Source organism: uncultured Dialister sp. (assembly GCF_900541605.1).
Lineage (GTDB): Bacteria > Bacillota > Negativicutes > Veillonellales > Dialisteraceae > Dialister.
This window is the reverse complement of sequence record NZ_UQKJ01000046.1, coordinates 1-15,038: the sequence shown is the minus strand read 5'-3', so window position 1 is coordinate 15,038 and position 15,038 is coordinate 1. Positions and strand designations below refer to the sequence as shown.

Genomic DNA, 15,038 nt, shown 5'->3' with positions numbered 1-15,038 from the left:
ACGAAGCAGTGCATAAAAATCCTTATGAAATCTGACTCTGCGAATTAATCAGCGCCTCCTTAATTCTCAGGGAGAATTTCTATGGACGCCATATTACAGGGATTAGCCGGCATATTCGAAGTAGTCCTCATTGCGGGGCTGGGATTTTATCTTTCCAAAAAGGGGTGGTTCTGGGCCAATGCGGGGAAAGACCTCACCCGGTTTACCATGACCGTGGCCCTGCCGCCGCTCATGGTGTATTCCCTGAAATCCAATTTCACCCAGCACCAGCTCATCGCCACGGCACCGGACCTGCTCCTGCCCTTTGCCTCCATTTTCGTGGCCTACATAGCCGGCCGGATCTGGGCATCTATCCTCCACGTATCCAAGGGGCGCCGGGGCATTTTTACCTGCACCTGCTGCATTGCCAATGCCATTTTCATCGGCCTGCCGGTGAATGTAGCCCTCTTCGGCGAAAAGAGCGTCCCCTCCGCCATGCTGTACTACATCGCCAATACCGCCATGTTCTGGGGCCTCGGGGCCTACCTCATTGTAAAGGACGCCGGAGGAGACCAGAAATTCACGCCCCCGGAAATGCTGAAAAAACTCCGGACCCCGCCGCTCATGGGATTCCTGACAGGGGTGGTGCTGGTGCTTCTGGATATTCCGCTGCCCCATTTTGTCCTCACCGCCTGCCGGTACGTAGGCAATATGGCTACCCCCATGGCCCTCATGGTCATCGGCATCCAGATGAGCCATATTCCCCTGTCCTCCATCCACTGGGACCGGGACCTTATCGGGGCCATGGCGGGCCGTTTCATCCTGTCCCCCCTCTGCCTGTACCTGCTGCTGCCCTTTATCCCGGTGAGTCCCATGTCGGCGAAAGTCTTCCTCCTGCAGGCAGGCATGCCGGCCATGACGAATATGACCATCCTCGCCACCAGCGTAGGGGCGGATTCCGACTATTCCACCACCATCAACTGCGTCTCCCTGGCCCTGGGAATCTTCTTCATTCCCTTCTACATGTATCTGTTTTCATAGTACCTTTTTTTACAGTTCTTTCCGGGAAATGAATGAAATAGTATAATGAACACAGCTATCCGGCAGTCCTTTTACCGGATGCTCCTGTACTGCCAATGACCGCAGCTGCGGGAAGCGGGAAGAGCGCCGCAGGTACCTCGAGCCCCTTCCTCTTTCCCGCAGCTTCTCTTTTGACAATACATAGAAAAAATGCTATATTTGCTCATGAAGAGTATTGAAAGAATTGAATTTTTAAGGAGATCCTATGAATACCGAATCTGTCATCATCCCCACAAAAAATACGCCTCAGCCCCACAATGACAAAAAGGTGCTGCTGGAGGCCATGAAGTATCGCTACGCCACCAAGAAATTTGATCCCGCAAAAAAGATTTCCGATGAAGACTTTGAGACCCTCCTGGAAGCAGCCCGCCTGTCTCCCACTTCCTTTGGCATGGAGCCCTGGAAAATCCTGGTCATCCAGAATCCGGAAATCCGTAAAGAAATGATTCCCTATGGCTGGGGTGCGAAGGCCGGCCTCGAAGGGGCCAGCCATTTCGTGGTTTTCCTGGCCAATAAGCGGAAAGACATCACCTTCGGCTCCCCCTACGTGGACCATATGCTGAAAGACATTCACCAGGTACCGCCGGAGGTCTATGATTTCTACAGCAAAGTCTACAGCCGCTTCGGCAAAGAGGATATGAAAATCCTGGACTCCGAACGGAGTGCCTTCGACTGGACATCGAAGCAGGCCTACATCGTCATGGCCAACATGATGACCATGGCTGCCTACATGGGCATTGACTCCTGCCCCCTGGAGGGCTATATCCCCGATGAAATGACACGTATACTGGGCAAAGAAAGGAAACTCTTCGACACGGACCACTACGGCATCGCCGTCATGGCCGCCTTTGGCTACCGGGCAGAAACGCCGCACCGCGACAAGAGCCGGAAGCCCCTCTCGGAATCGGTGGAATGGGTAAGATGAGATTGATGTAAAGGCCGCAATCGTCAGCCGGCACGTTTGCTGAAAGGGACATTGTCCCTTGTGCTCCATTCACCAGATTCTGCCATTGTTCTTTATTGATTTGCAGAAAGGAAGAACTGTCATGAAAAAAGGATTTAAACCGGCATCCTGGATTTATCCCCAGCCTGCCATCGTTATTGCCACCTGGGACAAAGACGGAAAGCCCGATGCCATGGTGGCCGCCTGGGCCGGTATTTACGACACCAATAAAATCGGCATCATGCTGGACCACACCCATAAGACCATGGATAACCTGAAGGAAACCGGCGCTTTCACCGTCAGCATGGCCACGGTGGATACCATGGCGGAATCCGATTATTTCGGCACCGTCAGCGGCCACAGGGTGGAAGGAAAAATCGAAAATGCCGGCTTCCATACCGTGAAGAGCGAATATGTAAATGCCCCGGTCATTGAGGAATACCCCTTTACCTTTGAATGCAAGGTAGAAAAGATGATTCCCGAAGGCGAAGATTTCCACGTGGTCGGCACCATTGAACATATCCTGGCGGATGAGTCCATCCTGACCAACGGCAAACCGGATCCCGCCAAACTTCATCCCCTCGCCTTCGGTGGCGTAAACGGCACGTACCTTGAGATTTCAAAGACCGCCGGCCGGGCCTGGAAGGAAGGGCGGAAATTCATAAAGAAATAAAATAAACTTCCAAAACGGAGAAGCCCTGGCTTCTTCGTTTTTTTGCTGCAGAGCCGGATACTCTGGAACCCCTGTCCCCGATTCCCAATTCTTTTTTCTTCCCACCGTGATATAATAACAAATGGAAACGATTCCTTTTAAAAGGGGTGAAAATCATGCGAATTGTTGTCATCGGTGCAGGGCATCTGGGATATATTATCTCCGAGCTCCTGTCCAATGAAGGATATGATGTAATCGTAGTAGATTCGGACGCCGAGAAGCTGGAGTCCGTCCGCACAAGCCTTGACGTGCTCACCATCCACGCCGACGGCACGAGCCCCTCTTTTATGAGGAGCAGCGACGTCAAAGGCAGTGACCTGGTGGTGGCGGTGACTGCCATGGACGAGGTGAATATCATCGCCTGTATCCTGGCGAAGAAAAACGGTATCCCCCACACCATCGCCCGGATCCGGGACCCGAAGTTCCTGTCGGAGCCGGTGGACTATATCCGGGAAAACTTCGATATCGACCTGGTGCTGAGTCCGGAGCTCATTACGGCCCGTGAAATCAGCCGCCTCATTATGACGCCTTCCGCCATCAACGTGGAAGATTTCGCCGGCGGGAAAGTGCGGCTTCTGGAGACAAAAATCAGCCCCCATTCGCCCCTGGCCCATAAGGAACTGAAGGATATTACCCTGCCGCCCCAGGTGCTGGCAGCCCTCATTCTCCGGGACCATCACATGATCATTCCCCACGGCAATGACCGGATTCTCCCCCTGGATTACGTGTATTTTCTGGGAAATCCGGATTCCCTGAAAGAAATCTCCGCCCACGGCCATGCGAAATACCAGCGCCGCACGAAGAAAGCCCTCATCATCGGCGCCGGCCGGACGGGGCAGACCCTGGCCCCCATGCTGGAAAAGCAGGGGATTTCCGTGAAAGTCATCGATAACAATGAAGAGCACTGCCGCAGGACCGCAGAAAAGCTGAAGAAGGGCCTCGTCCTCTGCGGCGACGGCACAGACATCGACCTCCTCACCCAGGAAGGGGTATCGGAGGCGGACACCGCCATCTGCACCACGAAGGATGAACGGCTGAATCTCATGATGGCCCTCCTGGCCAAACACCTGGGCGCCCGGCAGACCATTGTCCGGGTGACCCGGACCGAATATATTTCCCTCATGCAGCAGGTGGGCATCGACATCGTCCTTTCCACCCGGCTCCTGGCGGCAGGCGAAGTGCTTGCTTTCGTCCGCCGGGGCAGCGTGGTCTCCGTGTCCCTTCTGGAAGGGGCCAAAGTGCAGGCCCTGGAAATCATCCTGCCCGAAGGCTCCCGGGCCGCCGGAAAGCCCCTCATGAAGGTGGGCGTCCCCAAGTCCTGCCTCGTAGGTGCCTACGTACGGAACGGGGAAGCCCACATTCCTGACGGCCATTCCGTCCTGGAAACGGGGGACACGGTGATTCTCATCGCCGAGGCAGACAAGGCACAGAGAATCATTTCTTATATCAAAGGCAGGGACTGATATGAATAGAGAAATCATCCGGTTCATGCTCTCCCGCATCCTTCTGGGAAGCGGCCTCGTGCTCCTTCTCCCTCTCTTCCTTTCTTTCTACTACCACGGCCCGGTAACGGCCTTCCTCATCCCCATGGCCCTTTCGGTGGTGCTTTTCTTCCTGCTCCGGGCCCGGGGAATTTCTCCTTATGCAGGGCTCACACCCCGGGAGGGCACGGCCATCACCGCCATCACCTGGCTTTCTGTATCCCTCCTCTACGCCCTGCCCTATGCCCTTTCAGGGGTCCTTTCCCCCCTGGACAGCATCGTGGAAAGCGTATCAGGCCTCACCGGTACCGGCGCCACGGTGATCAATGATATCACCGTCCTGCCGCCGTCGCTCCTCTTCTTCCGGGCCATGACCCACTGGCTCGGCGGCCTCGGCATCATCGTCATCTTCGTGGCTCTCTTCCCCCAGGCCGGACGGGGCACCACGAAAATGGTGAACGCCGAAAGCACGGGTCCCACCAATTCCAAGACCCTGCCCCGCATCAAGGAAACGGCCCGGTCCCTTTTCATCGTGTACTTCGTCTTCACCGCCGCCTGCACCGCGGCCCTCATGCTGTGGGGCATGGATTTCCTGGACGCCCTGGACCATGCCTTCTCCACCATCGCCACCGGCGGTTTCTCCACGAGAAATGAAAGCATTGCCTACTACCACAGCGCTTCCCTGGAGCTCATCCTTGTATTTTTCATGGTCATTTCCAGTGCCAACTTCGGCATGTACGTGGACACCTGGAAACGGGGATTCCACGTGATCCTGGAGGACACGGAGTTCAAGGTGTACCTGGCCATTGTAGCCATAAGTACTGTCCTCATCGCCGCCTCCCTGGCCCTCACGTCCCATATACCATTGGCAGAGTCTCTACGGGAGTCCCTCTTCCAGTGCGCCTCCATTTCTTCTACCACCGGCTTCGTATCGGCGGACTTCGACCGGTGGCCGGCATTTGCAAAGCTGATGATTCTCCTCATCATGATTGCCGGCGGCTGCGGCGGTTCCACGGCCGGCGGCCTGAAGGTGATCCGACTCATCCTTCTCTTCAAATCCTTCTCCGCCATTCTGAAGCTCCACATGCACCCGAAGGCCGTATTCCACATCACCGTAGGCCGGGAGCGGTTCTCCCAGAATACGGTATTCCAGGTGCTGGCCTTCTTCTTCATCTACATGGCCCTCTCCGCTCTCTGGGCCGCCTGCTTCATGGCAGATGGGGTGGCCTTCATGGACGCCCTGGGCGTGGCCTTCTCCACCATGAGTAATACGGGTCCTGCCTTCGGCCAGTTCGGTGCCACCTGTACCTATGCCGCCCTGCCGGATTTCAGCAAGGTCATCGCCTGCCTTTCCATGCTCTTCGGCCGCCTGGAATCGGTGACCCTCCTGTCCATCTTCATCCCCTCCTTCTGGAGACGGGGCGGATGGTGATGATGAGAATTGGGATTTGAGAGTCGAGGTCTCGCGGCTTCGCCGCTGGTTTGCCTGCTGATGAGTAGAGTCATTAGCATAGGACTTCCAGGGAAGCGCCGCAGAGACTCAATTTTCTTACCTCAAAATAAAAAGCCGGCTTTCGCCGGCTTTTTTAGTGCTTTCTTATTTCCTGTCTCCGAAGAGGCGGAGAAGGTAAATGAAGATGTTGATGAAATCCAGGTACAGAGTAAGGGCACCCAGGATGGCTACTTTCTGTCCTTCATCGGTGGCCCGGGAATGGTAGGTAAGGGCCAGCCGTTTGATGGACTGGGTGTCATAGATAGTGAGGCCCGTGAAGACCAGGATCCCTGCGTAGGAGATAAGCAGCTGCAGGAAGGTGCTGTCAAAGAAGAACCCAAGAACCGTAGCCAGGATGATACCGAAGAGACCCATGAGGCACATGTTCCCCATTTTCGACAGATCCGCCTTCGTCACGTAGCCGTAGGCTGACATGATGCCAAAGGTACCGGCGGTCATGAAGAAGACACCGCCGATGGAAGACAGGGTATAGGTCAGGAAAATGGCGGAGAATGTGATGCCGTTCAGCACGGAATACACGAGAAACATGGCTGCCGCCGATTTCAGGGACATTCTCCCCATGGCCGAAGAAAGCCTCCACACCAGGGCAAAGGTGGCAATGATAAGGGTAATGGTTCCCATCCGGCTTCCCAGGAAAAGGCCGGAGATCGTAGGGCTCTCCGATACAAACCAGGCAGAGAAGCCCGTCACCACCAGGGCGATGGCCATCCAGGCATATACATCCCTCATGAGGCCCGGCATATTGATGGAAAGGCTTTTCTCCCTTTCCGCCGTCATTTCGTCGCTGTACATAGAAAGACTCCTTTCTGAAACAGATTCAATATATTCTTTGGGGTACTTCTATTGTATCACAGAAAGGAAAGTCCCCGGCAGGCGAGGCAGGGCCCCGTGGCCATACCGGTTTTTCTACGGGCCACGGGCAATGCCCGCAGCCATCACTTCCCATGCTCCACGGCATGAGCACTTCAATCTACCATCCGATACTTTCCGCCTTCCATTTTCATCAGGATCAGGTCTACCACCGGGTCCCGCTTATCATCGAAGCTGAATGTGCCGCAGACCCCTTTGAAATCTTTCATCTTTGCCAGGGATTCCCGGATTTTCGCACGGTCTGTAATGGTGCCGGCCCGTTTCATGGCATCCAGGGCCATGTAAACGCCATCGTAAGCGCTGGCGGCAAACTGGTCCGGTGCATGGCCGTATCTGGCCGTATAGGCCTCCACAAAGTGCTGCACCCTTTCATCTTTCCTCTCCGGAGACCACATGGAGGATACATACACATTGTCCGCGGCAGCGCCGGCCATATTTCCCAGTTCCGGGGAAACAAATCCGTTATCCCCCAGCACAGGCTGGTTCATTCCCATTTCCCGCATTTTCTTCAGGATCCGGGATCCCTCCTGGTAGTAGCTGCACACCACGATGACATCGGGATTCTTTGTCTGGATATTGGTGAGCTGGGCAGAGAACTCGCTGTCCTTGCTTCCGAAGGTTTCCACATCCACCACCTGGACCCCCTCTTCTTCCATGGTCTTTTTGAAATATTTCTGCGCCGTCACATGCTGTTCATTGTCCTGGGCATACATGACTGCTGCCGTCTTGTATCCCAGAATCTGATGGGTCTTTTTTACGGTCTGGGGAATATTTTTTGACTCCGGCACGGAATTCCGGAAAATGCAGTCCCCCATGTCCGTAATATTTTCCGCGGTTACTGAGATTTCCAGGGACGGTACCTTGGCATTCTGGATGATGGGTCCTGCAGCCTTGGCTTCATTGGATGTCATGGGACCGATGAGGATGGCCGCCTTATTCTGAATCTGCTTCTTCGTGGCATTCATGGCTTCCGCCGGCACTGCCTTCGTGTCATCCACCATGAGGTCAATGGGGAAATCCCCTTTCCGGTTGATTTCTTCCACCGCCAGCCGTACGCCCTCTTCTTCCGACTTGCCGTACGCTGCCGCGCCGCCGGTGAGGGCGGCGGTAAAGCCGATTTTTGCCGCATTCTTTGCGCCGGAAGAGACATTATTTGCGGTCTTTCCCCCGCACCCCGCCATGACTGCCACCATCACTGCCGCCAGGGAACAGATTCCTGCCATTTTCACTGCTTTCTTGAAGTTCTTCATTTCGGTTCCTCCTCTTTCTCCATCAGAAAAGCCCCTGATGGAACGACACAATTCCACCAGGGGCGGATTCACCGCGGTACCACCCTGATTTATCACTTCGTAGAAAGCATGGGGCCAGCCTGCTCTTTGCACCGCTGCCCAGGGATTCCCGGAAATCAAAAAGCCCCTGTCCACCATGGGACAGGGGCGAATTCGCGGTACCACCCTGCATTATACTTTCGTTCTGTCTGTAACGGAGACGGCCGCCTTCTCTACTCGATTTCAATCTGGTGCTCCCGGGAGAGTTCGTCTTATGCCCCATACCGGCTTTCACCATCCGCCGGCTCTCTGCCATGGCCTTCATGAGACTTTGTCCCGATCCTCACATTTGGGGAGAAGCATTGTATGCTTCCCTGAAGTTGAATGTAATCATACAGGGTCCATCCCCTTTCTGTCAATGACTTTCTTCTATTATCCGAATTTCGTATACATTCCCTCCTGCATGAGCCAAATAGATAGTTGCTGCCATCGGTGCATCCACCTGCGGCAGAGCCGCCGGATCTCAATTCTCAACCCTTTTTCTGTCTGCCGCCTTCCTGCCTGTCTATAGTAAAATAAGGAGGAAAGAATATGTTTTCAAGGAGGATGCCATGGATATTTCTGAAGAAATCTCAAAGATGAATTTTTACAAAACCTTCGAGCCCTACATTGACCCCTCCGTCACCATGGAGGAGCGGATGAAGGGGGATGTGCGCCTCACGAAGGATGCTCCGGAAGAGGCAAAGCAGGCCCTTGCCAAATGGAAGGCCATGAAACTGAAGAGCCGGATATTTTAAGAGCAGGATTGAGTGTTGAGTTAAGAGAATGGAATGCCGGTCTGCGGCAAAGCCGCAGAACCTTAACTCAACTCTCATCTCTTTAATTTCCCCAAGGAGGCTCCTATGGAACCATCTTTTGATGCAGACGAAATCAATCTGCTGAACAATCTGACAGAAAAACAGAAGAGCTATGCCCTCACCCTCTACGCATCCCGGGAAAAGAAGACTTCCACCGCCTATATCCTGTGGATTGTCTTTGCGGTGTACTATTTCTACCTGGGCCGGCCGGTGCGGAATATCCTGCTCTGGCTCCTCATGTGCTGTTTCATTGGCTGGATCTGGTGGCTGGTGGACCTCTTCCGTATTTCCGGCATGGTAAAAGATAAAAACAGAGAAATCCTTCTGGCCTGCACGAAGGAAGCATCCCTCCTCTATCCGGAAAAGCCGGTACCGAAGGATGACCTTTACAATGGCCTCTGACATGCGAAAAAAGCCGCCCCCTGAAGGGCGGCCAATTCCGGTCAATCACGATGTCTCTATGAAGTATACCACATCCCGCAGACTGCGGGATGTTTTTTTATTTCTTTATTCGTTATTAGACATGTGGGTCTTATCGAAAATGAGGAAGCAGATGGAGATAATCATGGCTACCACGGTGGCAAGGCCCATGCCCTTCAGCTGTACCGGTCCAATGACGATGGTGGCGCCGGAGAGGCCGGAAATCATGGTCACTGCCGTGAGGATGAGGTTCCGGGACTTTGTGTAGTCCACCTTCTTTTCAATGAGCATACGAATACCGGAAGCAGCGATGAAGCCGAAGAGAAGAATGCACACGCCGCCCATGACCGGGGTGGGGATGGCATGAATCAGGGCCGCAATCTTTCCGATGAAGGAGAAGAGAATAGCGAAAATAGCGGCACCGGCAATGACCCAGGTACTGTAAACGCCGGTCATGGCCATGACACCCATGTTTTCGCCGTAGGTGGTATTCGGTGTGGATCCTACGAAGCCGGAAATAATATTGGACAGGCCGTCAGCAAAGAGGGACCGGTGAAGGCCCGGGTCCTTGATGAGGTTCCTTCCCACAATATCGCTGGTCACGAAGAGATGACCCAGATGTTCCGCGAAAACCACGAAGAGGGCAGGAAGAATCATGAGGATAGCGGACAGGTTAAATTCCGGTGCATAGAACGTGGGGAAAGCGAACCAGGGCATTTCCTCCACGTGCTGGAAATTGACGACCCCCAGGCACACAGAGAGAATATAGCCTGCAATGACGCCGATAAGGATCGGAATGATGGCCACAAAGCCCCGGCCCAGTACGGTAGCCAGGATGGTAACCACCAGGGTAAACATGGAAATCAGGATGGCCGTACTGTTTGACATTCCCTGGGCTTCCCCGATGAAGCCGGACATGGTCATAGCCAGCGGCGCCAGTTCCAGACCGATGATAGCCACGATGGCCCCCATGGCAGCCGGCGGGAAGAGGACATCAATCCAGTGGACCCCGGCCTTTTTCACGAGAAATGCCAGGAAAATGAAGCAGAGGCCGAAGGCGATGAACCCGCCCTGGGCATCGGCATAGGACATACCGGCCGTGGACGTTACCGCCAGCACCGGCGAAATAAAGGCAAAGGACGAACCCAGGTAAGCCGGCAGTTTCCATTTGCAGATAAAAAGGTACAGGAGCGTACCGATACCATTCATGAAAAGGCAGGTGGCAGGATCTACGTTCAGCAGAAAAGGAACCAGCACCGTGGAGCCGAACATGGCAAAGAGATGCTGCAGGCTCAGTGGAATGGTCGGCAGGATAGGCAGCCGTTCTTCCACTTCAATAATTCGTTTACTCATTTCATTCCTCCCTCGCAGGACTCATAAAAAAGGAAGGCCCCTGCATGGCTGAAGACCCTCCTTCTATGAATCACAACTGTAAAATTTTCATCCCTACCATTTTATTCTCTTCACCCCGGAAATGCAAGGGAGAATTATGTCTGCTGCTGCCGCAAATACTTATGAAACACAGGGCAGACAGATTCAGATTGAGGAGTACCTGCCAGCAGCAAATGCACCGCTCCGCTGTCTGAGGACATCAGGTCTCTGCATCGGAGCCGCAAGACCTCAACTTTCAACTCTTTTATTACCTTCAGAACTGATACTGCAGGCCCACCTCGAAATTCCGCCCCGGCGCGGAGTACCAGTACTGGTAGTAAGCAGGATTGGCATCGGGCCCATAGGAGGTGCCTACGTCCGTATAGAACTGGTCGAAAATGTTATTGAGCCGGGCAAAAAGGGTGGCCCCCTTTGTGAAGTGGTAGTTGGCTGCCAGGTCCCACACCCAGTAATTGGCATAGTCCCGCATTTCCGGATACTTCTTCTTCCCATACCGGTTCATGACACCCCGGCCGCTGAGGGAAGCATCGAAGCGGTCTGCTTTGTAAGACAGGCCCACATGAAGTGTGCTTTCCGGCAGGGTCCCATCCAGATTGATGTTCTTACCGTCCTGGGCCCGGGCATGGAGATAGGAGTAACCGATGCCTGCTTCCCAGTGTGGGCCGAATTCCTTGTCCAGGGAAATATTGAAGCCATTCACATCGGTTTTCCCGCTATTGGTGGCCCGATAGGCTTCATCATAGGTAAGAATGTTCTTTGCATGGGTATGATACACATTAAAGGTACCGGACAGGGAATCGGAGAAACGATGGTTCACACCGAATTCGACGGTATTTCCTTCCTGGGGATCCAGGTCTTTCCGCCCATAGCGAGGCGAATAAAGCTGGTACAGGTTTGGTGCCACAAAGAAAGTCTTATAGTTCACATAGTAATTGGTATTTTCATTCTGTTTGTATCCCACAGACAGAGATGGAGATGTGTGGTTCCCAAAGCGGGAATGATGATCAAAGCGGACTCCCGGGGTCACATTCCACTTATCGGTCACATCAATCTTGTCCTGCAGATAAAAAGCGGTATCGGACACATGGGTGCCATCGGGTACAGCCAGCTCCGTACCGTAGGAAGAAATATTGTGGTACCGGGTAATTTCATCCTTATACCAGTCCACCCCGCCGGTCATGGTGTGGCGGTCCATTGTATAGATCAGCTGGTCAGAAAGGCCTGTGGTCTTCATGGCCATATCCCACAGGGTGGGCCAGCTGCCGGCAAGGTTATAGTTATCTTTGAAAGTGGTGCGGTTCCTGTAAATGGAGAACCGGTTGGACAGGCGGTCATTGATTTTTGCCTTATACTGCAGGCTGATGGAATCATCGTCCTTTTTGCCTTTGTCCGCGGTTTTATCATTACTGCCGGCATCGGGGCGGGTATAATGGGACTTATATTTCCCGTAATTGAAAACAATGTCGGAATCATTGCCCAGGTCATATCCCAGCTTTACATTGTAGTGTTCCGCATTCAGGTGATTGATGACCCGGCGTCCCCAGCCATCCTTGAAATCCCCCATGAGCTCTTTGCCTGCCTCCACAGACCAGAATACATTTCCTTCCCGGCCTTCGTTATAGAGGTTGTATTTTTCCTTATCCTCATTGCCGAAAGACATGGTCAGCGTCGTATGGACGCCTTCCTTCGGCGTCTTTGTGATGATATTGATGACACCGCCCTGGGCATCGGACCCGTAAAGGGTGGAGGCGGATCCCTTCAGCACTTCGATATGGTCCACAGAATCCATATCTACCAGCTGTCCCAGGTTGGCAGAAGCCCCGGTGATACCATTCGTATTCTTTCTCATGCCATCCACAAGAACCACCACGTTGGAGGAGCCATTAATATATACCTGGTTGGTGCTGTAATTCTGGGCACTGGCACTGTACCCCGCCAGTGTCACCCCCGGCACATGGCGGATGGCCTCACTCACGTCATCATAGTGTTTTTCGGCAATTTCCTTCGACGTCACCACGGACACATCGGCATTGGAGTCCATTTTCTTTTCCGGTACCCGGCTGGCGGTGACCACGATGCCATCCAGGGAATACACCGGTGCTTCAGAGGCTTCCACAGAAAAAGCGCCGCCGGAAAGTGCAAACACTGCCAGTGACGCTGCTAATAATTCCTTCTTCATTTGAATTCCTCCCTCATTTCCCTTACTTGGGGCGTAAGAAACAAGACCGTCAGCAGAGGGCCGATATACATCGTACCTTTCCTTTCCATCCGGACATTGTTATTCATAAGGCAGTTCTTCTGACTCAGCTTCCTCAAGGGTGCTGTCTTCCCGGTTTCCCAGTGACATTCTGGCATCCTCTCTGCTTCACAGCGGCGGGACCGTGGCGGACTCGGGATACTCCATCACCGCGCTTCTCTTTTCATCGGGTTTACCCCGAACCATTATGAATTCATGATGAACTTACCCCTTTATTATACATGAATCATGAAATTTGTAAATGCTTCATTAATATTTTTATCATTTATGATTTCCATGCTATAATTTAGAGGAAATAATCAACAGCAGGAGGTCTTTTTATGACATACAGGGCAGCCCTTATCCCCCTTTTCTGTCTCATCCTCTCCCTTTCCGGATGCGGCTACAAACAAATGGGAACTTCCGGGGAAGGGAAAAGCTATACCGTCACCGACGCCACGGGGACAAAGGTCACCATCCCCGGCAAGCCGAAGCGGATTCTCGGAAATTCTGCCTCCATCGATACCATGCTCCTTTCCGTGGTGACGCCGGACAAGCTGATGGCTGCTACGGAAGCGGACCGGGACCCGGTAATTTCCTATATTGCCGATGATACGGAGAATATCCCCCTCACCGTGCCCCTCACCGGCCTCTCCATGGAAATCATCACAGAGGCAAAGCCGGACCTCATCATCGCCTCCACCTACACCAGCGGCAATGACCTCAACATGTACCGGAACCTGGGCATTCCGGTGGTGGTTATCGATGGTCCGAAGTCCATAAAGCAGGTAAAGGAAGACGTCCGCATCATCGCCTCCGCAGTGGATGAGAAGGAGCGGGGCGAGAATGTCATCCAAAAGATGGATCAGGAACTTTCAGAAATCGACAGCCGCCTTTCCCAGGAAACAGGGAAGAAACCGGTGGTGTACCTGGTGTCCCAGATGACCCGCTACGGCGGACCGGGATCCATGTTCGACGAGCTCCTCACCCGGGCCCGCATCGATAATGCCATTACCCTGGCCGGCGGCGTAAACGGCCAGGCCACATCACCGGAGCTCATCGTGAAGACGGACCCGGACATGCTCTTCGTCTCCACGGATCGGGACTCAGACACCACCGGCGCCGCAAAGTACCGGGATGATTTCCTGGCCAATCCCGCCATTGCCTCCATGCGGGCAGCCAGGCACATCGTGCCCCTGGAGGACCGGTATATCTACTCTGCCTCCCAGAACTGCGTATGGGCCATCAAAGCCATGGCCAATGCTGCCTACGGTCCCCTCTTCGATATGAGCGATGAAAAGCAGATCCGGGGGTATTAAAGTGAGAATTGAGAGTTGAAATTTGAGATCCAGCGGCGAAGCCGCAAAAGGTCTAGACCTTCCAGGCCTGCGCCTCATCCCCCTTTCAGCGTCCATCGAAAAAGCCCCTCCGGTTATCCGCCGGAAGGGCTCTTTTCTTATCATTTCATCACTTATCCCAAAAGCGCTTTTATGGCACCGCTGGCACCGATACGGGAAACGCCGGCATTGAGGTACGCTTCCATTTCCTCCTTTGTATGGATGCCGCCGGCCGCTTTGATTTTGACATCCTTTCCCACGTATTTCCGGAAAAGCTTCACATCCTCCAATGTGGCCCCTTTCCCGCCAAAGCCGGTGGAAGTTTTGATATAGTCAGCGCCGCCTTCCGTTACACACCGGCAGGCATGGATTTTCTCTTTTTCATTGAGATAGCAGGTCTCCACGATGACCTTCAGGATATGGTCCTCTATGGTCCCCTTCACTGCCGCGATCTCATCGGTTACATAGGCAAGGTTCCCTTCCTTCAGGGCACCGATATGGATGACCATGTCGATTTCATCGGCTCCGTCTGCAATGGCATTACCCGCTTCCTCCACCTTGGCATGGGTGGAACAGTTTCCCAGGGGGAAGCCCACCACCGTGCAGATGGTCAGAGAGGGGAATTCTTCCCTCACTTTTTTCACAAAGGAAGAAGGAATGCAGACAGACGCCATATGGTACTTTTCCGCTTCTTCGCAGAGCTTGCTGATTTCCTCCCATGTGGCAGCCGCTTTCAGCAGGGTATGGTCCACGTGGGAAAAAATAAATTCATTGGTCATAGTGTGCCTCCTGGGAAATGAAGAATGGAACTATTGCGGTGAGCTGTTGGAAATCCAGGGAAGCGCTGATTAATTCGCAGAGTCAGATCTCATAAGGATTTTTATGCACTGCGAGGAATAGCTCGCTATTTGGGTCGAGCTATTCCTCGCATTGCATAAAAATCCAAGAAT

Annotated in this window: 13 protein-coding genes and 1 riboswitch; of the genes, 8 read left to right on the top strand and 5 right to left on the bottom strand. The window is 53.5% G+C overall.

All coding sequences use genetic code 11. The annotated features are described in order from the left end of the window. The first annotated feature begins 81 nt into the window (after nt 1-81). From QZR21_RS04685 to QZR21_RS04665, 5 genes are all read left to right on the top strand, one after another. Entirely contained in the window at nt 82-1,020 is a 939-nt protein-coding gene (locus tag QZR21_RS04685; protein ID WP_296974026.1) for an AEC family transporter, read from the top strand. A 244-nt stretch (nt 1,021-1,264) separates the two neighbouring features. Beyond that, the gene (locus tag QZR21_RS04680) at nt 1,265-1,984 is read left to right on the top strand and encodes an NAD(P)H-dependent oxidoreductase (protein ID WP_296098206.1); all 720 of its coding nucleotides are present in this window, start codon (nt 1,265-1,267) and stop codon (nt 1,982-1,984) included. 121 nt (nt 1,985-2,105) lie between these two features. Next, a complete protein-coding gene (locus QZR21_RS04675) occupies nt 2,106-2,675 on the top strand; it encodes a flavin reductase family protein (RefSeq protein WP_296098204.1) in 570 nt (189 codons plus the stop codon). A 155-nt stretch (nt 2,676-2,830) separates the two neighbouring features. Further along, nucleotides 2,831-4,177 carry a Trk system potassium transporter TrkA gene (trkA, locus tag QZR21_RS04670; protein WP_296974023.1) on the top strand — a complete coding sequence of 449 codons (1,347 nt, stop codon included), beginning with the start codon at nt 2,831-2,833 and terminating at the stop codon, nt 4,175-4,177. Between the two features lies 1 nt (nt 4,178). After that, nucleotides 4,179-5,627 (top strand): TrkH family potassium uptake protein, encoded by a 1,449-nt coding sequence (locus QZR21_RS04665; RefSeq protein WP_296974020.1) that lies wholly within the window; start codon nt 4,179-4,181, stop codon nt 5,625-5,627. Between the two features lie 165 nt (nt 5,628-5,792). Here QZR21_RS04665 and QZR21_RS04660 read toward each other — a convergent pair whose 3' ends face one another. Both QZR21_RS04660 and QZR21_RS04655 read right to left on the bottom strand, forming a co-directional pair. Continuing rightward, nucleotides 5,793-6,500 (bottom strand): Bax inhibitor-1/YccA family protein, encoded by a 708-nt coding sequence (locus QZR21_RS04660; protein WP_296098196.1) that lies wholly within the window; start codon nt 6,498-6,500, stop codon nt 5,793-5,795. A gap of 173 nt (nt 6,501-6,673) precedes the next feature. Continuing rightward, nucleotides 6,674-7,828: an ABC transporter substrate-binding protein gene (locus tag QZR21_RS04655; protein ID WP_296974017.1), complete on the bottom strand. Its 1,155-nt coding sequence runs from the start codon at nt 7,826-7,828 to the stop codon at nt 6,674-6,676. A 629-nt stretch (nt 7,829-8,457) separates the two neighbouring features. Between QZR21_RS04655 and QZR21_RS04650 the strand changes: the two genes are divergently transcribed. Continuing rightward, nucleotides 8,458-8,643: a hypothetical protein gene (locus tag QZR21_RS04650; RefSeq protein WP_296098192.1), complete on the top strand. Its 186-nt coding sequence runs from the start codon at nt 8,458-8,460 to the stop codon at nt 8,641-8,643. A 105-nt stretch (nt 8,644-8,748) separates the two neighbouring features. Next, a complete protein-coding gene (locus tag QZR21_RS04645; protein WP_296098190.1) occupies nt 8,749-9,105 on the top strand; it encodes a TM2 domain-containing protein in 357 nt (118 codons plus the stop codon). A 105-nt stretch (nt 9,106-9,210) separates the two neighbouring features. On the opposite strand, the gene uraA is transcribed toward QZR21_RS04645, so the two are convergent. After that, a complete protein-coding gene (uraA, locus tag QZR21_RS04640; protein ID WP_296098188.1) occupies nt 9,211-10,476 on the bottom strand; it encodes a uracil permease in 1,266 nt (421 codons plus the stop codon). A 292-nt stretch (nt 10,477-10,768) separates the two neighbouring features. Next, nucleotides 10,769-12,694 (bottom strand): TonB-dependent siderophore receptor, encoded by a 1,926-nt coding sequence (locus QZR21_RS04635; protein WP_296098185.1) that lies wholly within the window; start codon nt 12,692-12,694, stop codon nt 10,769-10,771. A 91-nt stretch (nt 12,695-12,785) separates the two neighbouring features. Continuing rightward, nucleotides 12,786-12,974, bottom strand: a riboswitch (cobalamin riboswitch). Between the two features lie 118 nt (nt 12,975-13,092). Here QZR21_RS04635 and QZR21_RS04630 point away from each other — a divergent pair. After that, nucleotides 13,093-14,070: an ABC transporter substrate-binding protein gene (locus QZR21_RS04630; RefSeq protein WP_296098182.1), complete on the top strand. Its 978-nt coding sequence runs from the start codon at nt 13,093-13,095 to the stop codon at nt 14,068-14,070. 152 nt (nt 14,071-14,222) lie between these two features. On the opposite strand, the gene deoC is transcribed toward QZR21_RS04630, so the two are convergent. Beyond that, nucleotides 14,223-14,867 (bottom strand): deoxyribose-phosphate aldolase, encoded by a 645-nt coding sequence (gene deoC, locus QZR21_RS04625; RefSeq protein ID WP_296098179.1) that lies wholly within the window; start codon nt 14,865-14,867, stop codon nt 14,223-14,225. Between the last annotated feature and the right edge of the window lie 171 nt (nt 14,868-15,038).

What these genes read in the sequence shown, in the direction of transcription:
- QZR21_RS04685 (WP_296974026.1), top strand. Translation starts at nt 82, where the DNA reads ATGGACGCCATATTACAGGGATTAGCCGGCATATTCGAAGTAGTCCTC.
- QZR21_RS04680 (WP_296098206.1), top strand. Translation starts at nt 1,265, where the DNA reads ATGAATACCGAATCTGTCATCATCCCCACAAAAAATACGCCTCAGCCC.
- QZR21_RS04675 (WP_296098204.1), top strand. Translation starts at nt 2,106, where the DNA reads ATGAAAAAAGGATTTAAACCGGCATCCTGGATTTATCCCCAGCCTGCC.
- trkA (WP_296974023.1), top strand. Translation starts at nt 2,831, where the DNA reads ATGCGAATTGTTGTCATCGGTGCAGGGCATCTGGGATATATTATCTCC.
- QZR21_RS04665 (WP_296974020.1), top strand. Translation starts at nt 4,179, where the DNA reads ATGAATAGAGAAATCATCCGGTTCATGCTCTCCCGCATCCTTCTGGGA.
- QZR21_RS04660 (WP_296098196.1), bottom strand. Translation starts at nt 6,500, where the DNA reads ATGTACAGCGACGAAATGACGGCGGAAAGGGAGAAAAGCCTTTCCATC.
- QZR21_RS04655 (WP_296974017.1), bottom strand. Translation starts at nt 7,828, where the DNA reads ATGAAGAACTTCAAGAAAGCAGTGAAAATGGCAGGAATCTGTTCCCTG.
- QZR21_RS04650 (WP_296098192.1), top strand. Translation starts at nt 8,458, where the DNA reads ATGGATATTTCTGAAGAAATCTCAAAGATGAATTTTTACAAAACCTTC.
- QZR21_RS04645 (WP_296098190.1), top strand. Translation starts at nt 8,749, where the DNA reads ATGGAACCATCTTTTGATGCAGACGAAATCAATCTGCTGAACAATCTG.
- uraA (WP_296098188.1), bottom strand. Translation starts at nt 10,476, where the DNA reads ATGAGTAAACGAATTATTGAAGTGGAAGAACGGCTGCCTATCCTGCCG.
- QZR21_RS04635 (WP_296098185.1), bottom strand. Translation starts at nt 12,694, where the DNA reads ATGAAGAAGGAATTATTAGCAGCGTCACTGGCAGTGTTTGCACTTTCC.
- QZR21_RS04630 (WP_296098182.1), top strand. Translation starts at nt 13,093, where the DNA reads ATGACATACAGGGCAGCCCTTATCCCCCTTTTCTGTCTCATCCTCTCC.
- deoC (WP_296098179.1), bottom strand. Translation starts at nt 14,867, where the DNA reads ATGACCAATGAATTTATTTTTTCCCACGTGGACCATACCCTGCTGAAA.